We start from the raw sequence: 18,448 nt of genomic DNA, 5'->3' as shown, positions 1-18,448 counted from the left end.
GCTAGAGATTAATATTGAACGATTAAATTTAATCTTTACATTGGCGCTACAGCCTTTTCCTCTCTCGTGAAGTAAAGTTCTTGGCGCTTAGTCACTAGTAATCATCATTAGCGCTTTGTGTGCTCCAACGAATAGCCAACAATAACGCAATGCCGAAGCAGAGCACGTAGCACCCCAGTAATCGCAGTTTAAGCTGCCACGCGCTTGCCAATAACTTCAGTAAGAGAGTTTAGCAGGGAATTATCTGCACAATTAACGAGCGTTTATCTAGGGTTTGAACTTTACCCGCCTGGGATAGATCAGTAACGATTCGATCGATTAGATCTACCGCACGATCGCGATTTTGATGTTCACGTCCGCGTAAACGTACCTGAAATTTGACTGAATGCCCTTTCTCTAGCCACTCAATAGTTCTGCTAATCCGCAGGCTGTAATCCGATTCACCAACGTTAGGACGCAACCTAATCTCTTTAACAGTAGTTCTAGCGCTAGAATGCCGCCGTTTTTTCTGTTGGTACTGGTGCTTGCCATAGTCTAAAATCTTAGCCACCGGAATTTCTTTGCCTTCAGAAACGATGACTAGATCAAGCTTGGCAGTTTCAGCAAGGCTGAGAGCTTCACCAGTATCTACCAAACCACGATTGTTATTCTCGTGATCGATTAGAAGCACCTGAGCGGATTTAATTTGCCGATTAATCAGTTGTTTTGTAGCGATGATAATTCTCCTAAAACTTGCAAGATTGGATTAGCTTACTTACTCAGGGTAACGGAAGGCTGGCTGAAATGTTGTAAAGAAATGCTTTTTTAATGATTCGATTAGCTGATCACTGATTCTGTTGATTGGTTCAGCGTTGTTTAGCCATGAACCTGTTTAGCCATGAACCGTTCCATCGGGCATCTTAGCCCCTTTTAACTTGGCCGAACTCAAATCAGCACCTTCTAGCCTAGCCCAGCTCAAGTCAGCCCCTCTTAAATCGGCTCCGTGTAAATTGGTTTGGCGCAAGTCGGCCCAGCGCAAATTAGCATGGCGTAAATTGGCTTTTGAGAGATTTTTTCCCCTCAAATCAATACAGCTAAGATTAGCGGAGCTAAGATCAATAGTCTGGAAATCTTGTTCTCCTACTGCCAATAGCATTTGAAGTTCAGTTATGTTCATACTACAACTCTAGCGTAATTCTCTTACTCTTTTCTGCTTATTCCGTCCCGCTATGTCAATTTTGTGTTAAGCTCTCTATAAGGCTTATTTTCGGGTGTGTAATTCGTCCCACAAGCGTTTCTCCGAATCTAATTCTCTACATCCTCCTGACGATTTTGGAGAAACCGCTATGTCAATTTACGTGGGTAATTTGTCCTATAAAGCTACTGAAGCAGACTTGACCCAGGCTTTTACCGAATACGGCACTGTTACGCGCGTTCAGTTACCAACAGAACGGGAAACGGGGCGTATGCGTGGATTTGCCTTCGTCGAAATGGAAAATGAGGCAGAAGAGACCGCTGCGATTGCTGCACTTGATGGTAGTGAATGGATGGGGCGTGATCTGAAGGTGAATAAGGCTAGACCCCGCGCAGAAAGAGACTCTTCTGGTTGGGGAAACAAGAGCGGTTTTACGAGGCGCTACTAAACTCAAAAGTCAAATCAAAAGACAAAACGTCAGCGCTTAGCAGCGACCGAATCAAAACGACTTCATCATCGGAAAGGGTAATCATAGGAAAAACCTCATGAGAATGTAACCCAGATTTGATCAGGGTTCTGGGTGTTTTTGACATGATTTGAATATAAAGCAATTCGGCAATTCGTACAACCTAGAATTTCCAAAATTAAAGAGAGATTCTTAAACCTCGCTACGATCGTTGGGTCGCTGAGGCTGAGTGGGCACTAAGAACCTTCGATGGCTAGGAAAAAGAAAACCGAATTGCGCCTGTATATCACGCCTAATCTAGACAGGCTACTGAAGACGCTATCTGGTCTTAGTGATCAAACGGTAAGCAGCATCGTTGAGGACACACTTCGAGAAAGTCTGCCCGACCGATACAAGGACTTAATGGATACTCACAATCTTGGAAAGCTTCTAGAGGACGAGGATTAAGCTTGCTTCCCCAAGCCAAACTTGATCAGATGTCACACTAGAAGCAAGGACGAGAAGACACTCCCAGCAGGACAGGATTATGGTAATCTCCACCGAAAACAAAGTCTGGACAGATGAGGAATTTATGGCGTTGTCCAAAGACGGGCACCGTTATGAAGTGGTGAATGGAGAACTAGTCGATATGGGCAATTCGGGGATGGAGCATGGCTATGTAGCCTGTATTTTAGTTGCAGCCCTAACAGCCGTTGTTCAGCAAAATAAACTGGGAGCTGTTTGTGATTCCAGCACTGCGTTCACATTAAAGAATGGCAACAAGCGCTCACCCGATGTATCTTTTGTGGCTAAGGAACGGCTCAAGGGCTTAAAGCGTCCTCCACGTGGTTTGTTTCAAGGCTCGCCCGATCTGGCCGTTGAAATCCTTTCCCCCAGCAATACGATCGAGGAAATCCACGCCAAAATTGTGGAATATTTTGAGAACGACACGCGCCTCGTTTGGGTAATTCATCCAGATGAGAAATATGTGTTGGTTTATCATTCGCCCGAACCGGATCAGTTCCTGCGTCCGCCAGACAGGTTAGACGGTGAAGCGATCGTTCCAGGCTTTTCAATGGCAGTTGCTGAACTATTTGAAGAATGGGATTTCTGATCAGATGCAATGGTGATTCAAGCCAAACTAGAATTCGCTAGCTCTGAAAACTATCTGGACTGGGGTAGAGAGTGCTTCCTCCTCGCTTCAGGAAGGTCGCTAAGATATGAAGTATCTTGTTTCCCAGCCGTTTTTCAAATAAATTATGACGACTCTACCGTTAACCGAACCCGTTGTATTGGAGATGCCCTCGCTGCCTCGGTCTGCTTTAGATGAGCTATATCACTTTCTGCAATATTTGCAATTCAAATACAACGTGGATTTAGAATTGCCCCTTGAGGCCCTAGAAGACGAGATAGACAGTTTCGATGCGGATGCTGCTTTACAGGAGCCAGGAGAAACATCTCTAAATAACCTGAAGCAAGAGCTAGGGCTGGAATGAGCCATCAGGTTGTGATTAAGCCTGCTGCACAGCGGCAATTTAAAAAACTCACGTTGGCAATCCAAAAAGATTTAATTGCCCTCATTGAGGGACTGTCAGAAGATCCTAGACCATCCGGTTGCAAGAAACTCAAGGGATGGGAAAACCAATATCGAGTGCGCTCAGGTGACTACAGTATCGTTTACGGTGTTGAGGATGCATTGCTAATGATAAGGGTAATTAAGGTGGGGCATCGTCTAGATGTCTATGAAGAATAGCAGCTTGTCTTCTTCAATTTCGTACTGAGTCTAGTAATTCATTCTCCTCTTCTCCTCGATCCCCCTCCGAACTCAATTCCTGCCCTTCAAAACAAAGCCGTTAGCATAACTTCTTCAAGAATCCCCCTCCGAACTCGGACCTTGCATCTCGAAATTCAAAGCTTGCCCTTCTAAACCCAAAGTTTGCGCCTCAGAACTCGAACCTTGCTGCTTGGAACTCGAACTTTGCACCTCGGAAGTGGAACGATTGACGGACTGAAATAGGTGGCATGAAGACCCTACGAGTCAGAGCACTAATGCACTAATAAAAACACCTGCTCAAAAGCGTTTCCATCTCTCCATCTAATGATGCAAGCAAGATGAAGAGCTAATTGACAATCTTCTTCGGACTCGAACAGCGCCCCAACCGCTTGAGATGTGATATCATAGGCGACTGGGCTTATATAAGTAGGAATCAATTAGTTTCATGGCACTGCTGCAAGAGCGTAAACAAGAAATTATCTCGGAGTACCAAGTTCACGAGACAGACACCGGATCGGCAGATGTTCAGGTGGCAATTTTGACTGAGCGCATCAACCGGCTCAGCGCTCACCTCAGAGAAAACAAGAAGGACCATGCCTCTCGGCGGGGTTTGCTAAAGATGATTGGTCAGCGCAAACGGCTACTGGCTTACATCCTCAAGCAAGACCAAGAACGCTATCGGGCACTGATTAGCCGCCTAGGAATCCGGGGATAAAGCGGAGATAAACCCATGTCTGCGAAGCCAAAGCCAGATGCCTCAAAAGGTTCGAGCGATGCCTCGAAGCGCAAAGCGATGCCGTTTGAACCTAAAAGCACTCAGTCCGAGAAGAAGAGCGAGAAGAAATCTAGCAAGCTTGAGACAAAAGCGGCATCTGCATCTGGCAAAAGCAACCTTAAAAGCAGTCAAAAATCCAAATCTAAGGCACGAAGCGAGGGTATTCCTGAGGTGGTGAGTCGCCGCATGGTGCCTTCAGAATGATGACAACCTGAATTCCCCAAAACAGAAAGAACGAGATCCACGTGTGCAGCGGATTTCCGGCGATCACTGCGTCGATCGACGCCCAGCCGCTCCAAACTGCCGTCAGCAAAGCATCTATCGCCGTCCCGCCGATCCACGTCTGTATTCCGAACCATCCACACGCGACTATCGCCCGCAAGATGGCTGGGATGTTCGCTCCTTTGGTTCCGAACGAAGCCCGCAGCAGAACCGGAAACGAGATACCGTATTTGGTGCCGGCGTGAGCGTTCAAAACCATCGGGATCAGCACTATGCAGTTGCCGAGCAGAATGGTCAACATCGCCTGCCACCATGTCATCCCTTGCGCAATAAAACCACCGCCGAGCATATACGTCGTGATGACGACGCTCATTCCGATCCACAAAGCGGCGATGTTCCACGTCGTCCATGTCCGCTGCTCGACGCTGGTCGGCGCAAGGTCCGCATTCCACAACGGCGATGCGGAGACATCTTCGCTCAACTCGACAAAGTCAGTGCTTCTCATCGTCGTTCAACTGTTCGATATATTGGTTTATTGCGGACTTCAGTCGATCGAGATCATTTTCGATGACCGCCCAGACTATTTCGGTGTCGATATTGAAGTAGCTGTGAACGAGAATGTTTCTCATTCCGATGATCTTTGACCATTCGATATTTTCTGATCTTGACGTAGTTACGGGTGACAGCGCGCGAACGGCCTCGCCGATGATCTGAAGGTGGTGCAGGACCCAGGTTTGGATCAGCTCGTCTTCTTCGAAGGCAGAACGACCGCGGGCCGTGTACTTTTCGATCCTCTCGATGGCTTCGAGAATGTCGAGCAGCCGTTCCCGGTCATCTCTCATATCGCGCGTGCCTCGCTGAGAACTCTCTCGCGAATACGAGGTTTTAGGCCTTTTTCGGTAACTACATCAACTGGTCGGCCAAGTAATGCTTGCAGGTCGATAAGCAACCCGCCGAGATCGAGTAAACTTCGTCCTTTTTCCAGATCAACCAAAAAGTCGACGTCGCTCTCATCGTCAGCATTGCCGCGTGCAACTGAACCGAACACACGAATATTCGTCGCTCCATGTCGTTTGGCGATCATTGCTATCTCATTTCTTTTGCTTGTGATCTGCTCGATCTTCATATTACCGATAATTTAACATACCTCTATTCGGGATCCTGACCTTTTTGATCAATTCCTTAAATCGCAGGTCGTCTCGCACGAAGTCCCAGGTTTTGTTGACCTTGATGGGAATTAGCTGTTCTGAACGCTCTTCATACGCTTTGTTCAGATATTCGATTGTTTCATCTTTGTCCCTATTCCGGCAGATTCATACGTTTCAGCAATCCAGCGAATCGCGGGTCGTCGCGGATCGGGTCGAATAGCGGTTCGACCTTGCCCCATTTGAACCACGAATCTCTTGCCTCGATCGATCTCTCCAGCTCGGCAAAAGCCTTCTCTTTTTCGCCCATCCCTCCGTAAACCGCCGCAATGAAACTCGGGATGACGTACTGCGTTTTGGAGATCTCCCTGAACCTTTCGATGATCGCTTCGGCTTCCGCTCGTCGTCCGGAACGCCCGTATGCGAAACCCGCAACGAGAAGCATATGCTGGTTGTTCGGGCTGCTTTGAAGCTCCTTTTCGCTCAACGATATTGCCTCGGCGTAAAGACCCGTGGCATTGAGCGTCATACCATAAAGCAACCGCGCAATGACAAAAGTTGGATCGGCCTCATACGCACGTCGGGACTGTTCCAGCGCCCGTTCGCGTTGCCCGTCATAAAGATATATCCGCGAAAGGTTCGCGACCATGTTCGGGTCAAGCGGCTCGATCTCCAGGGCACGTTCAACGCTGGCAACCGCTTCTTTGGTCCTGCCGATGGAGATAAGATATTCGGACGCGTACCGATAATGAGCGGCCGCGCTATTCGGATCAAGTTCGAGCGCGCGCTTGAAGCTTTTCTCGGCTTCTGCCCAGTTCCAGTCGAATGAGGTCAGGGTGTTCCCCATGGCCGTGTGGCCTTCCGATAAGGTCGGGTCAATTGCTATCGCTCGCTCAGCCGCCGCCTTCGCCTTTGGAAAAGCTTCCTTCGGTGAAGCATACGGATAGTTGGACATCTGGTTATACGCCTCGGCTATCCGTGCGTAAGCGAGCGCGAAATTAGGATCGATCTTGATAGCCTGCTCGTAGTTTTCAATTGCTTTGTTGATGTCTTCTTTTGTTCGCCGCGCAAAATGATAGCGGCCCTTCAAATAAAGCTGGTATGCCTCGTTGCTGTTCGTGTATTTTTTTGCAATGCCGGTTTCGTCGCCCGCTAACTTGAGTTGAAGTTTCTGCGTGATAGTTGTCGCTATCTCACGCTGAGTCGCCAGTAGATCCGACAACTTCCGATCGTACTGCTCGGCCCAAATGAGTTTGTCGGTTCGGGCGTCAGTCAGTTGCACGCTGATATTTAAGCTGTCGCCGACCTGAACAAGCCTTCCTGTCATTACCGCATCGACATTAAGCTCCTTTGCGATCTGCAACGTGTCACCGCCCTTGCCTTTGTAACGCATCACCGAACTCGTCGGGCTTACCTTCAGGTTCGGCAATTGCGAAAGGCGATAGATCAGCGAATCAGCCAACCCATCAGAAAGATAATCGGTATCACCGCTGCCGCTGCGATTCTCGAACGGCAGTACCGCGATCTGCCCTACAGCGGCTGGCCCTTCCCCAAGTCCCATCTCGATCCGTTCTATGAGCGGGCGCAGGCGGTCTGTCAAGCCGGTCCCTATGCCTACGATGCTGAAGCTTGGCAACGGCCAGACAGTCAACCGCTTCCCCTCAACCCCGATCGATTCGAAACGGCTGTGTTCCAGTTTGGGCCACGCCAGGTTTTTTACCAAGATTACCGAGACGCACTTGCCCAAGCGAACAACATTAAAGTTTGTGTTGATTCGACCGTAGTGGAAATTGAAGCGCATGAATCTACGCAGGCAGTGGCGCGGGTTAAAGTTTCTACCTTTGCCGGAAAACAGTTTTGGATTGCAGCCAAATTCTTTGTATTGGCGCAGGGTGGCATCGAAAATGCCCGTCTGTTGCTAGCTTCCAATCGTCAACAGCCTGCTGGTCTTGGCAATCAATACGATGTAGTAGGGCGGTATTTTATGGATCACCCCCTCGTCGATGCAGGGATGTTAATTCCCCATGATCCGAACTTGTTCAACAAAACGGCGCTTTACGATCTGCGGTGGGTTGATAACACTCCCATTCTGGGCAAACTGGCTCCAAGTCCAACCTTGATGCAGCAGAAGCACTTACTCAACTTGGCTGTTCTTGCCTTTCCTAGACCGAGTTGGAGACAGTTTAAGGCGATCGCTGCCTTCAAAACCGTGGCTGAAGCAGGCGTGCGAGGAAAATTGCCCGATCAGCTGCCTCAACATCTGTGGCACATTCTGGGTGGTTTGGATTATGTCGCTCGAGCCGGTTATCTTGCGGCAACCCAACATCAGTCCTTGCTGCACGGGTTTGGTCGGGGTGGCTGGTCAGAAATGCCTGACAATCGGCAGCGTTTTCGCATGTTTCAATTCTTTTTTCAAACTGAGCAGGCTCCCGACCCCAGCAATCGGGTGTTTCTGAGTGCGGAACGGGATCGGTTTGGCTATCGAAAAGCAGCGCTACACTGGCAATGGGGAAGCATGGATCGCAGCAGTGCGGCTCATAATCAAAAACTGCTAGCAGAGGAACTGGCGAACGCTGGAATTGGCAAACTGGCCTATGATGCAGCTCAAGCACCAGCCTTATGTTCTCCCTCAGGTGTGGCGCATCATATGGGCACGACTCAAATGCATGCAGACCCCAAGCAGGGAGTTGTAGATCAAAACTGTCGTGTGCATCAGCTGGCCAATTTGTATATGGCCGGTAGCTCTGTCTTTCCGACCGGAGGTTCTGCCAATCCAACCTTGACCATTGTCGCCCTCTCACTGCGCCTAGCCGATCATCTCAAGCAGGCGATCAAAACTACATCAGTTGCCGGATCGATGTCTTAACAGGTCTTAAGCAGGGTGTGCTCCTTTAGTGCGGTTTTGACACTCAATATCGTTCGTAAAGCCTTGGCAAACCAATGTCAGAACTGTAGCGGAGGTAGATGAGAGCGCAGCTATGACTGCTAACGATACAAATCAGACTATTTAGAAACAAGTCCAGTAGGACACTTAAGCAAAAGCCGTGATCAACTGACGGTGCCCAACCGATGAATTCGGATTTACGCCCATGCAGTATGGCCGTTGTGAGACTGAGCGTACTACTTATGCAGGATTACGCCCTCGCTTACCCGTAGTGGAGGAAGAAGCCTTCTTGCCAACAGCAGCACGGCTCTTACTAACAGGAGTTGCTTTAGCTGCTGATCGAGTGGTTGTGGTTTTCCTGACCTGCCGTTGAGCCGATCGCTCCCCAAACGTGGCAGCAGATGGGGTCGTAGCCATTGGTTGTGTAACGGCTAGGGCCTGATTGCGAGGTTTTCTGGGCTTTCTAGTTTTGGCGTTCCCTTCGCGCCTTGCGGTCGCCAGATAGCGTTTGAGCGAAGAAGCGGTAATGGAAATGTTTTTACCGGCCAGGAGTTTGACGATTTCGTCATAGGTGTATCCCCGGTTGAGCGCGTCTGTAATATCCTCTTGCAAAATGGCGACCGCCTCCCGTAGAGACCAAGATTCCTTGGGTTTATCCGGCAACTCTTGTAACCTTATACCAGCCTGTTCGAGCGCATCTTTAGAAACAATGGTGACGGCAGAGGGCCGCTGTTTGGTTTTTGGCATATTCAAATCCTTGAAAGAATGGTGTCTCCTCTGTTACAAAACGAGGATGATGGAATTGACTTTACATTATCAATTTATTCCTTGAATTGATCAACTAAGTAGGTGAGCATAATTAAACATAAAACCCAAAACCCTGTGCCGCCCGCTGCGCGGGCGGCACAGGGTTTTGAATCTGGTTTTTAATTATGCCGAGGTACTTAATTACGCAAAGCCTATAGAGCATCATGGCCTAGTCAGGTTCTTTAGTCGCCTTCTTATTCCAATTTCTATAGCTCAAATCAGATTGCTATATAGAGCCAATCGTTATTCTACAATTTTGTTTTGCAATAATTACTGCGCTATGACTTGGCGCTGCTTTTTGATGAGCGATAGCTGTTGTCGAGCAATTTGTGGTGAAAATAAAACCCCTAAAAATGCTTTTACCAAAGTTAATAAGGTTAAAAACTGACGGCGGCGGGGCAGGGAAGGATCATACTTCACAGCCTGTAACAAGTAGCGAATCGCTTTAAGGCTGCTAGAGCGAGATTGACTCGCTTCAAGTGCTTTTAGGGCTAGATACAAATAAAAGTTGCTAAAACACTGGCCTCGCAATGGCTGAAGCTCAGCAATCCTTTCTTGGATAAAGTGGCCTTTATGGTTGCGCGTTTCAAACGCTACTTCAACATCACATCTGTCTGTCGTAATCATGATCGTTACTCCCCCATGTAAAGATCTGTACGAAAAACTGTCTTCAAAGGTTTATCAAACTACATAAAAAGAAGTTACCATTTGATTCCTTTGAATTAATTTGATCTTATCTTTAAACCTATAAACCCATCATTAAGTTCAATGAATAGAAATTCCGCAAAAGTAATATGTCAGCCCCTAGGCCGAACTCTAGGCCGAAAAGGTTGAACCCTGCTTGCGTTTAGCCTGACGTCAATTTCTGTTGCTGCAATGGGTCAATTGTTTAATTTGATACCTAGGTTGAAGCATACCTCTTGATGACAGTTAGGCGAAAGGGGGAGCTGAAGAACTCCCCGCACATCCAGCAGCTAAAAGCATTCACCGAGTAAAAGGGTAGTGAAAGGGTAGGGAAGCCTCCTGCCACCTGTAATGCTGCGATTGGGCAATTTACCTGAATTTGGGATAGAATCTCAGGCGTGTTTCGGGTAGAGGGGCGGCCAGCCGCAACACCTTTTCCAGCAGTCGCGGCGCGATTCGGTTAGCCCATACTGCTAAATGGCTCTGCCATCCCACCAGAATTTCGGGGGAGTCCTTTTGTAGGCCAGCGATCAGGGCTTGCGCCACTCGCTGCGGTGTTGTAGGAATCACCCAACGAAACCAGATCAAATTGCGGGTCATATCGGTATCGGTAAGAGACGGCAACAAGGCAACGACACGAATATTGTGACCTGCTAGTTCACTGCGCAATGCTTGCGTGAAGCCCACAATAGCAAACTTCGTTGCCGAGTAGGTCGCCATAGTCGGAGCGGCTACCTTACCCATGAGGCTAGAAACATTCACGATGGTGCCCTGTCGTTGGGCTACCATCCGGCGGGCGATCAAATGGGTTAGGGTATACATTCCTACCAAATTAACTCCAATTTCCTCCTGCACATGAGCCAATCTTGATTGCAAGAAGGGAGTTTGATGAGCAATCCCAGCACAGTTGACCAGCAAATGAATCGGGCCATAATCCCGCCAGGTTTGGGCAATTGCAATATTCACTTCAACCGGTTGGGACAAATCTAACGGCAAAATAATCGCTTCTGCACCCAATGCTTCAACCTCCTTGGCGACAGCGATAAGGCGTTGATGATCTCGGGCCAGCAGCAGCAACCGTTTAACTCCATGTTTGGCCAGTTCCAGCGCAATTGCACGTCCAATGCCACGAGAAGCTCCGGTCACGAGCACCGTTTTTCCTTGAATATTCATCTCAAGAACCTCCAGAATGGTGTCGATTCTGCACTCAACAAGATTGCAGAACAACTGAGAACAACTTCAGTGATACTTCAGTGACATTTCGACGATATGAACTCGATACCGCTACTCAGTATTAGGGCGATATCCTTACGGGAATGTGCTGCTATATCTTGTATTGCTGTCTCTACGCTACAGCTGTAGTCACGGTTGCAGTAGAGTAAAACAAAGCAATAACACTGAAAACAATACTAGTGTGCACTTGTGAATCTGGTGTGAATCTAGCGTTGATCTTCTTAACCCCCAATAAATATGAGCTAGATTCATGAGCTGCAAAAAGCTAAACCATTGCTTCTAGCAGCTAAACAGTACTGGTTTCCACAGAACAAACTGCACTTGATAGGTAAGGTTTTGGACTTGAAGCCAGTTTTGGATGGGATCCATAAGTTGACCTCCTATATTCCTACAACAGTCGTACCTATTTGGCGTACCTATTTGGAATCACCAGGACTCTCCAACGCTAGCAAGGGGATCAAAATCCTGCAATATTTCTTAACAAAAAAGCCGATACTTTACATAAGTTTACATTTGGTTCATTTGATTCTGTGTCCTATTGTGCTTAGCTCAGTGCTAATCGATTTTCGGTAAGGCGCGGTTTGACTTTATTAAAGTCGTTGTTGAAAGGGAGCGGGGCAATACGATTCATGCTCTATTGCTCCGTTCACTCACTGACTAGGCTGATTGATTGAGAAAACTTCTGATGCTGGCCTGCTAAGGCTGCGTCTATCCAGACAAAACTTGCCTGCGCGGGCTACTCGGTGAAACTGATACAACCTTGCTTGTCAACCTGGATATTCACGAAATTCTCGCGGTTACTTCATCGCAAATTAGCCATCCATTTGGATAATCAGGATAGCCTGAAGAGAAGGATTCTTTACCGGAATCCTACCCAGGTAACGAGACAGGCAGATGTGGGGGCTCATGATCTGCCTGTCTCTCTTGGGGGTAGTGCATGACTTCAATGCCAGAATGAGCGATTTCGGTCAGGCTGAGAATCTGAATCCAGCCAGTCTTGCAGTTTCTTACGCCATTCCCTTTCCTCGAACCAATCTTCCAGCCATTCCCCGGCCTCTTCGGTCAAATCTGCGATTTTGGGGCTGAACATTTCAACCAGGGGATCGCCCACAACTCTGACGATCAATCCACTGATAACGGCTATCATCAACAGGCCAAACCAGCCAAACTGCTTGTTTGTTTTAGGCTGCATACGCTTGAAGCCAATGCGGTCAATGGTCAGTCATGCTAGCATAGCGAACTATTCAGCCAACGTTCTAGTGAATCTTTCAGTTTTACTAGCAACTCTGGCCTTTAAAACACGTCATGCCAGTGATAGGATGCCGTTGAGTCTTTCTCCGAATAGGAGGTATGGGGATTGCTGATATCAATTTCTAGTGTAATCCTGGCTCCGAGCTGGGAAAATGCCGTCTGGCTAGCCAGATAAAACGTATCGCCAAACTGCGGTCTCTCTCCAAACGGCAGAAAATCCTGACTCAGATCGAGGGGAATTTGATTCGCAAAAGCAGCATCGAGCGAGAGATTGGTTTCTGCTAGCTCCACCTGCATTGTTATGTCCTGAATCACTGGCAGTTGGCTATCACGCACTCGATCCGCTCGCGCCTGTTGTGCGGTGGTAATTGGAGTTAGCAAGCGACAGCGCAACCAGCGATTTTCAACAGCATCGACGGTCGTGAGGGGAACAGCCGCTAGATTGGTAAATTGCAGCCTGTGGCTGCCGGGTTCAGTCAAGTTCCGGGTTTCATCTTTGACCGCAGACAGGCTGATGCCATTCGCGCCATCCCAAATTTGCCACTCTATCTGGGGACGCTCTCCGAAGCCGCGCTCTAGGATCAGGGTCAGTGTTACGGTTTTGATCGCAGCAAAGCTCAACAGGTGACGATGCCCGATATAGAAACTGCGTTCGATCGGTTGATTGCCCTGAAACAGCAGCACGTTGGGCCGCAATTCTTCTTGATTTCCCGACACATGCTGGTAATATCCCTGCTCTAGGTTAAACACCAGCAGCGAGCGCAACTGAGCCGGAGCCAGGATTAACTCACGCTCGGTCTCAAAGATGACGGGTTCTGCTTGGCCGGCTGTAGGCGGTGCTGCCACCTGAGTTCCCGCCGGGACGATTGCCCCCACGGTGGTTCCGGTTGCTAATGAAAAGGTGATGGGAACACGGGCCGATTGGGGCGGTAGACGGGATGCTCCCAGCAAATCCCAAAAGGCCAGCAGCGCGCGATCGGGCACCTGATTCAGGCGCTGAATGATCAGTTCGGCAAACCGGGCAAAAATCTGCACCAGTGCGGCATTGATGCTTGACGAAGGTAGAATATCTGCTTGAGTGATTGCAACCGGATTGAAAACCTGATTAGCGATCGGATCAACAGCTTCGCTAGCAATTTGACCAGGAACGTGATCGGGAATATATTCAGCCATCAGAAACTGAATCTGCTGCACAATCTCTTGAGCATTTCGTGAATCAATCTTGGCAGCAGGTTTGACCATCAGAACGCACTCCGTTCTAGATAAAAGGGATAGACTAGGTTAAAGACATTATTGGTGGCTCGCACCTGATACTCAATTCGGATTAGCAGCAGCCCGGTCGCTGGATCTGAGTCTGGATCAATCTGCACCTCCAGCACATCAATTCGGGGTTCAAATTGCAGTAATGCCTCTTGCACGGCTAGAGAGATTTTGCCCAGGGTTGAATCTGCATAGGGTTCAAACACTAAATCATAAATGCCACAGCCGAACTCTGGCCGCATGACGCGCTCGCCTTTGGCAGTGCTGAGAATCACCCAAATCGACTGATGCACAGTCTCTTCATAGTAGGCTTGCTGAAAATTCCCTGCTTTATTCCATTCCAGGGGAAACTTCAACCCAACGCCTAAGAAAGGCTTCGCCATAGTGCTTCTCCGATTTTGCAAGCGGGCTGGTTCATTGCGCTTTCACCCTGGATTGAGTGATCAGAATATTCAACGGTGTACCCGTCGGTAAACAAATCGCCTGACTACTTTGCAATACCACCGGCTGTCCCATCACTTTGACGCGAACCGATCCGGTCAGCCAATTGGCAGTGACACAGGGTCCCAGATTTGTAGGGGGATTGCTACAGCCAGCGATTGTGTAGGGAATGGGTTGCGTCACCACCGGCTGCCCCATGACTTTAACGCGGGGATTGGGAGCGGTGGGCTGCCCCTGTCCGCTATGTATGCACATTACTGTTGCTCCTAGATGTAGAACATATCCCGGCATTAGATCACCTCCAGCGCTCCGTTATTGACGTTCACACCAGCCAGACACTTGACGCCCAGTCCGGTATTGGCTTCCAGATCCAGGTTGGCGGCTGCTTTGATCTGACATTTTTGCTGAGCCTGCACTGAGAAGTTTTGACAGGTAATGGCCACATCACCACCGCTAGTTCTGAGGGTAATGTTTCCTTTAGCTTCAATGGTCAATTCCTGCTCGACTTGAATTGTGATTGTATTCTTTGCCGAGTCAATCACGATTTGGTTCTTTTTTGTTTTGTCGCAAATAGTTATTTTCTCTTGATCTGAAGTGTCATCTAGAGTGATGGTATGTCCACTACGCGATTTAATCATGTGAATATTATTTTCTCCATCTTCGTTGGTGGCAGGAGGGCGGTCGGTTTTATTCCATAGCGCACCTAAGATGTAAGGATCGTGAAGATTGCCTTGATTGAATGCGACTAATACTTCATCACCTACCTCTGGCAGAAAATACAGACCCCGATCTTTGCCAGCCATTGGTATGGCGATGCGCGTCCAGTGGCTCTCATCCTTGTCGCTCAGCCAAGGAAATCTTACTTTGACGCGACCCAACTTATCTGGATCTTTGTTATTCGTCACGAGGCCGATGGCTACACCATAGATGCGGCCAACCAACGCCTCGTGGGATTCTGAATCGCGAATCAAATCAAACCAATTCATAGAGCATTCCTCTGTGCGGTGAAATGAGTTTCGTATCCCGTTTCGGCATGGTAGCGATGCGTGGTGGCTGTCACGTAGTACGAACCGCTAAAGAGTTTACCGACTCCCTTAATGTCGATCACTCGGCCATATTGCAGGCGGATGGCGCAGCTCAGGCCAGATTGATGGCAGCTAATGCCGAAGCACAGGCAATACAGCAGATAGCCCAAATGATCGGGAGTGCAGACCAAACGGCACAATATCTCATCACGCAGCGTTATATCGAATCTCTCCGAGATATGACACGAACCCAAAACTCAAAGGTGATATTTATGCCGGTCGAAACATCTTCGCTGATGGCAAGCGTTGGATCGTTAAAGGAAATCTTCGCGGAAACTGGTGAGAAAGCGGAACAGCTACCTCAGCCGCCCCGCGGTCCTCGGGAATTAAATAAGTAGCATCCGATTTTAGAAGAGAAACGAAGTAAAACGATATGAGTTGGTCAGTCATCATTGGTGTCGGAGTACTCGCAGCTGCGGGTTTCGGTGTTTTTGCGGCGGCATACAGGTATGGAATGATCCTAAACCCGTCCCCCTCAGAAGCACGGTCAGAGCGGTCTATGTATGAATTCACAATGAAGAATATTGACGGCGAAGACGTCAAACTAGAAAAGTATAAAGGCCAAGTGGCAATGATAGTGAACGTGGCCAGCCGTTGCGGTCTAACGCCGCAGTATGAGGGCTTGCAGCGTATATACGAAAAATACAAGGATCGCGGGTTTGTGATACTTGGCTTTCCGGCAAATAACTTTCTTGGACAGGAGCCCGGCACGGAGGCCGAGATAAAGGAATTCTGCACCTTGAATTACAAAGTAAGTTTTCCGATGTTCGCGAAGATATCCGTGAAAGGCTCGGATCAACACCCTTTTTATCAATTCCTTACCCACAAAGACACAAATCCGGGTTTTGACGGTGATATATCGTGGAATTTTGAGAAGTTTCTAGCTGATAGAAACGGCAAGATCATTGCGCGTTTCAGCCCGCGAACACTTCCCGACGCCCCAGAAGTGATCGAGAAGGTCGAAGCAGCGCTTGCTGACAACTGATCAATATACTTAGGTGCCAAGCTTAGTTTTCGAAAGCACTTTATAGATCGGTCCTTGCGGTAATAGAGTGCTTTCGTAGATCACAATTTCTGAAACTCGCTCATTAATTGGTCCAAAACCGCGTTTTAGATGTTCCGAGACTGTCTTACTTTTATTTGATAGATATTTGGACCGCGCAATGGTCAGATGTGGTCGAAATCGCCGGTTCGCATCAACTAGGTTTGAGCTGAAATCCATTGACATCTGCTTGGCGATCGCCGTTAGCGACCCCGAATCATCATCCACACCAAGCCAAAGTACATTGGCAATACCTGACCTTAAAAATATTCCGGCATTAGAAAGAGCTATCTCAAACGGCACGAAATTCTTTGCCGTATTTTCTACGGTCCATACAAAGCGGAAGAAAGATCTTTCGTCTATCTCACCAACAAACATCAGCGTGATGTGCAATAGCTCAGGGTTGACCCAACGTATCCTTTCCTTTTGGGAAACATCCCTTAGTGCCACGATATGTTCTGCGGCCTTAATTCTCGACTCTTCCGAAATATCGATCGCGGCAAAAATGCGTTTCATTGCGAAGAGACTAAACTAGATGATCGCTCTTCTCAAAAGGCACAAATTCCATGCAGCCTTCAACTGACAAGGCTCCTATATGGTGCAAATGGAAACGCGGCTTTGATAAACTTTACTTGATGATAAAGTTGGTGAAATTCTTGTTTGTCGGCTTAGCGATACTTTTGGTCGCAGCGATCGCCATCGGTTATTCCATGGTCAGATCGCTTAGTACGCCGGCCGAACACTCCAGATCTGAAGAATTCATTTCTATTGAACGCGGCACCTCACCCTCTGGTATAGTTGACAAACTTTCGGGAGAGGGCGTGATAAGATCGCCGTTAGCTCTGAAATTGTATCTTAGATTGGTCGGTGATCCGACAAAACTTCAGGCAGGCGAGTATCGGTTTCGGTCGCCGATATCACCGCTCGAGGTTTTGAAAGAACTGGAAAAAGGCACCGTCCAAACAAAACGGATCACCATACCTGAGGGGTTTACGCGGTTCGACATCGCAAAACGCTTGGCAGAACAGCTGCCGACGGATCCTCCTACCACCGAACAGGAGATATTGCTGATGATGGCAGAGACGGAAATGATCCGCGAAATTGCACCGCAGGCACGCAACCTTGAGGGGTATCTTTATCCGAGCACTTACGAGCTGCCGGCCGATGCCCGCCCTGAACAGGCGATCAAAATGATGGTCGATCAGTTCAAGAAAATGTGGAAAACCGAATGGAACGAACGTGCCCAAGCTCTTGGCCGGACTCCGCACGAAATAGTTACGATCGCGTCGCTGATCGAGACGGAATCGCCGGTGGAAAGCGAGCGGCCGATAGTTGCCTCAGTAATATACAACAGGATCAAGCGTGATATTCCGCTTGGCATCGATCAAACGGTCGTCTATGTAGCGAAAATGCAGAACCGATGGGATGGCACGATCCATAAGAGCGACATCGAGGCAGATTCACCCTACAACACGCGGAAATATCGCGGCATCCCGCCCGGACCGATCTCAAGTGTTTCTATCAGCGCGATCGAGGCCGCTCTGAATCCAGCCGAAACGAACTATATCTTTTACGTGCTCAACGTACAGAAAAACGACGGTTCGCACCACTTCTATGCCTCCGCCGCTGAATTCGAAAAGGGCAAGGCCGAATATCAACGCTGGCTCGAAGAACAGAGACGCATCAAGCGGGAGCAGGAAAATAGTGCCAGACAGGTGTGCCCGCCGTTTTGCGCAGTTGATTGATGCGACGGGTTGAAACCGATTTGAAATTTTGCACGATTGCACCAATTGACCCCGGTTGTGTTCCATCCCTTGGTAGGGGCGAAGCATTTGTATTGATCCCCTTTGACATTGTTGTGAATCTTGATACAAATGCTTCGCCCCTACAATCCATCCCACCCAACCAAATGATCCCATGCACATGATTCGGCATCACCACAAAGGCATCCAGTTCCACCGACCGAAAATGTTGTGGCAATCTCAACCAACAGGATTGGACAACCTGCCCAAACAAACTCAACTGCACCTGCCCATCCTCAATCGTTGCAAATAAGCACTCGCGCTGATGGGTGCAAAGGGTGATGAAATATGCCCCTGCTGTGGTGTAGTCACAGCCTTTTAGTCGAATCGAACGACGGTGATGCTTGTTGGGATCGTAGTGAGAAGGCATAGATGTAACAACTTATCTTTCTCATCGTTCCCCAAAATGGCTCTTGTCTACCTT

Annotated in this window: 26 protein-coding genes and 2 pseudogenes; 11 read left to right on the top strand and 17 right to left on the bottom strand. The window is 48.5% G+C overall.

All coding sequences use genetic code 11. The features are described from left to right. Positions 1-229: 229 nt before the first annotated feature. Together infC and JVX88_RS18480 are read right to left on the bottom strand one after the other, a co-directional pair. Positions 230-697: a translation initiation factor IF-3 gene (gene infC, locus JVX88_RS18485; protein WP_225931619.1), complete on the bottom strand. Its 468-nt coding sequence runs from the start codon at positions 695-697 to the stop codon at positions 230-232. A gap of 174 nt (positions 698-871) precedes the next feature. Next, the gene (locus JVX88_RS18480) at positions 872-1,135 is read right to left on the bottom strand and encodes a pentapeptide repeat-containing protein (RefSeq protein ID WP_225931618.1); all 264 of its coding nucleotides are present in this window, start codon (positions 1,133-1,135) and stop codon (positions 872-874) included. 190 nt (positions 1,136-1,325) lie between these two features. On the opposite strand from JVX88_RS18480, the gene JVX88_RS18475 reads away from it, so the two are divergent. The 7 genes from JVX88_RS18475 (at position 1,326) to JVX88_RS44210 (ending at position 4,372) form a co-directional block, all read left to right on the top strand. Beyond that, positions 1,326-1,622, top strand: coding sequence for an RNA recognition motif domain-containing protein (locus JVX88_RS18475; protein WP_211619655.1), 297 nt, complete (start codon positions 1,326-1,328; stop codon positions 1,620-1,622). Positions 1,623-1,889: 267 nt separating this feature from the next. Beyond that, a complete protein-coding gene (locus JVX88_RS18470; RefSeq protein ID WP_211619654.1) occupies positions 1,890-2,087 on the top strand; it encodes a hypothetical protein in 198 nt (65 codons plus the stop codon). A gap of 79 nt (positions 2,088-2,166) precedes the next feature. After that, complete coding sequence (locus JVX88_RS18465; protein ID WP_211619653.1) at positions 2,167-2,733, top strand: Uma2 family endonuclease; 567 nt, start codon at positions 2,167-2,169, stop codon at positions 2,731-2,733. A 145-nt stretch (positions 2,734-2,878) separates the two neighbouring features. After that, a complete protein-coding gene (locus JVX88_RS18460; RefSeq protein WP_211619652.1) occupies positions 2,879-3,115 on the top strand; it encodes a hypothetical protein in 237 nt (78 codons plus the stop codon). After that, positions 3,112-3,372, top strand: coding sequence for a type II toxin-antitoxin system RelE family toxin (locus tag JVX88_RS18455; protein ID WP_211619651.1), 261 nt, complete (start codon positions 3,112-3,114; stop codon positions 3,370-3,372). Before JVX88_RS18460 ends, JVX88_RS18455 begins: the two co-directional genes overlap by 4 nt. A gap of 466 nt (positions 3,373-3,838) precedes the next feature. Next, a complete protein-coding gene (gene rpsO / locus JVX88_RS18450) occupies positions 3,839-4,108 on the top strand; it encodes a 30S ribosomal protein S15 (RefSeq protein WP_211619650.1) in 270 nt (89 codons plus the stop codon). A gap of 15 nt (positions 4,109-4,123) precedes the next feature. Continuing rightward, positions 4,124-4,372: a photosystem II biosynthesis protein gene (locus tag JVX88_RS44210; RefSeq protein WP_211619649.1), complete on the top strand. Its 249-nt coding sequence runs from the start codon at positions 4,124-4,126 to the stop codon at positions 4,370-4,372. Here JVX88_RS44210 and JVX88_RS18440 read toward each other — a convergent pair. The 5 genes and pseudogenes from JVX88_RS18440 to JVX88_RS44200 form a co-directional block, all read right to left on the bottom strand. Continuing rightward, on the bottom strand, positions 4,311-4,895 hold the full coding sequence (locus JVX88_RS18440; RefSeq protein WP_211619648.1) for a cytosine permease: 585 nt from the start codon (positions 4,893-4,895) through the stop codon (positions 4,311-4,313). The genes JVX88_RS44210 and JVX88_RS18440 overlap by 62 nt on opposite strands. Then, positions 4,882-5,232: a DUF86 domain-containing protein gene (locus JVX88_RS18435; protein ID WP_211619647.1), complete on the bottom strand. Its 351-nt coding sequence runs from the start codon at positions 5,230-5,232 to the stop codon at positions 4,882-4,884. Before JVX88_RS18435 ends, JVX88_RS18440 begins: the two co-directional genes overlap by 14 nt. Further along, positions 5,229-5,516, bottom strand: a complete 288-nt coding sequence (locus JVX88_RS18430; RefSeq protein WP_211619646.1) for a nucleotidyltransferase family protein — start codon at positions 5,514-5,516, stop codon at positions 5,229-5,231. The genes JVX88_RS18435 and JVX88_RS18430 overlap by 4 nt, the downstream gene beginning before the upstream one ends. A 173-nt stretch (positions 5,517-5,689) precedes the next feature. Continuing rightward, a pseudogene (locus tag JVX88_RS44205) lies at positions 5,690-6,112 on the bottom strand (tetratricopeptide repeat protein); the annotation flags it as partial. Between the two features lie 81 nt (positions 6,113-6,193). Further along, positions 6,194-6,862: pseudogene (locus JVX88_RS44200) on the bottom strand (tetratricopeptide repeat protein); the annotation flags it as partial. A 102-nt stretch (positions 6,863-6,964) separates the two neighbouring features. Between JVX88_RS44200 and JVX88_RS18420 the strand changes: the two are divergent. Beyond that, positions 6,965-8,401, top strand: a complete 1,437-nt coding sequence (locus tag JVX88_RS18420) for a GMC oxidoreductase (RefSeq protein WP_211619644.1) — start codon at positions 6,965-6,967, stop codon at positions 8,399-8,401. 258 nt (positions 8,402-8,659) lie between these two features. Here JVX88_RS18420 and JVX88_RS18415 read toward each other — a convergent pair whose 3' ends face one another. The 8 genes from JVX88_RS18415 to JVX88_RS18380 all read right to left on the bottom strand — a co-directional run bounded on the left by JVX88_RS18415 (position 8,660) and on the right by JVX88_RS18380 (position 15,081). Continuing rightward, positions 8,660-9,166, bottom strand: coding sequence for a hypothetical protein (locus JVX88_RS18415; RefSeq protein WP_211619643.1), 507 nt, complete (start codon positions 9,164-9,166; stop codon positions 8,660-8,662). Between the two features lie 330 nt (positions 9,167-9,496). Next, positions 9,497-9,853: a hypothetical protein gene (locus JVX88_RS18410; RefSeq protein ID WP_211619642.1), complete on the bottom strand. Its 357-nt coding sequence runs from the start codon at positions 9,851-9,853 to the stop codon at positions 9,497-9,499. Positions 9,854-10,279: 426 nt separating this feature from the next. Continuing rightward, positions 10,280-11,083 (bottom strand): SDR family NAD(P)-dependent oxidoreductase, encoded by an 804-nt coding sequence (locus JVX88_RS18405; protein WP_211619641.1) that lies wholly within the window; start codon positions 11,081-11,083, stop codon positions 10,280-10,282. 1,003 nt (positions 11,084-12,086) lie between these two features. Next, positions 12,087-12,335: a hypothetical protein gene (locus JVX88_RS18400; RefSeq protein ID WP_211619640.1), complete on the bottom strand. Its 249-nt coding sequence runs from the start codon at positions 12,333-12,335 to the stop codon at positions 12,087-12,089. A gap of 101 nt (positions 12,336-12,436) precedes the next feature. Further along, positions 12,437-13,636 (bottom strand): hypothetical protein, encoded by a 1,200-nt coding sequence (locus tag JVX88_RS18395; RefSeq protein WP_211619639.1) that lies wholly within the window; start codon positions 13,634-13,636, stop codon positions 12,437-12,439. Further along, positions 13,636-14,037, bottom strand: coding sequence for a GPW/gp25 family protein (locus JVX88_RS18390; protein ID WP_211619638.1), 402 nt, complete (start codon positions 14,035-14,037; stop codon positions 13,636-13,638). Before JVX88_RS18390 ends, JVX88_RS18395 begins: the two co-directional genes overlap by 1 nt. A gap of 31 nt (positions 14,038-14,068) precedes the next feature. Beyond that, a complete protein-coding gene (locus JVX88_RS18385) occupies positions 14,069-14,386 on the bottom strand; it encodes a hypothetical protein (protein ID WP_211619637.1) in 318 nt (105 codons plus the stop codon). Beyond that, positions 14,386-15,081, bottom strand: coding sequence for a phage baseplate assembly protein V (locus JVX88_RS18380; RefSeq protein WP_211619636.1), 696 nt, complete (start codon positions 15,079-15,081; stop codon positions 14,386-14,388). The genes JVX88_RS18385 and JVX88_RS18380 overlap by 1 nt, the downstream gene beginning before the upstream one ends. 23 nt (positions 15,082-15,104) lie before the next feature. Here JVX88_RS18380 and JVX88_RS18375 point away from each other — a divergent pair, with 23 nt between their 5' ends. Together JVX88_RS18375 and JVX88_RS18370 are read left to right on the top strand one after the other, a co-directional pair. Further along, on the top strand, positions 15,105-15,518 hold the full coding sequence (locus JVX88_RS18375) for a hypothetical protein (protein ID WP_211619635.1): 414 nt from the start codon (positions 15,105-15,107) through the stop codon (positions 15,516-15,518). A 116-nt stretch (positions 15,519-15,634) separates the two neighbouring features. Further along, the gene (locus JVX88_RS18370) at positions 15,635-16,165 is read left to right on the top strand and encodes a glutathione peroxidase (protein WP_211628763.1); all 531 of its coding nucleotides are present in this window, start codon (positions 15,635-15,637) and stop codon (positions 16,163-16,165) included. Positions 16,166-16,174: 9 nt separating this feature from the next. Here the strand turns inward: JVX88_RS18370 and thpR are convergent, their stop codons facing one another. Next, positions 16,175-16,738, bottom strand: coding sequence for an RNA 2',3'-cyclic phosphodiesterase (gene thpR, locus JVX88_RS18365; protein ID WP_211619634.1), 564 nt, complete (start codon positions 16,736-16,738; stop codon positions 16,175-16,177). A gap of 50 nt (positions 16,739-16,788) precedes the next feature. Between thpR and mltG the strand changes: the two genes are divergently transcribed. Next, positions 16,789-17,967: an endolytic transglycosylase MltG gene (gene mltG, locus JVX88_RS18360; protein WP_211619633.1), complete on the top strand. Its 1,179-nt coding sequence runs from the start codon at positions 16,789-16,791 to the stop codon at positions 17,965-17,967. On the opposite strand, the gene JVX88_RS18355 is transcribed toward mltG, so the two are convergent. Beyond that, positions 17,906-18,394, bottom strand: a complete 489-nt coding sequence (locus JVX88_RS18355; protein ID WP_211619632.1) for a transposase — start codon at positions 18,392-18,394, stop codon at positions 17,906-17,908. The genes mltG and JVX88_RS18355 overlap by 62 nt on opposite strands. Positions 18,395-18,448: the final 54 nt, after the last annotated feature.

The sequence above is a fragment of the Leptolyngbya sp. 7M genome (genome assembly GCF_018128485.1).
Note: the sequence above shows the minus strand (reverse complement) of the source record. Positions and strands in the feature narration are given on the sequence as shown.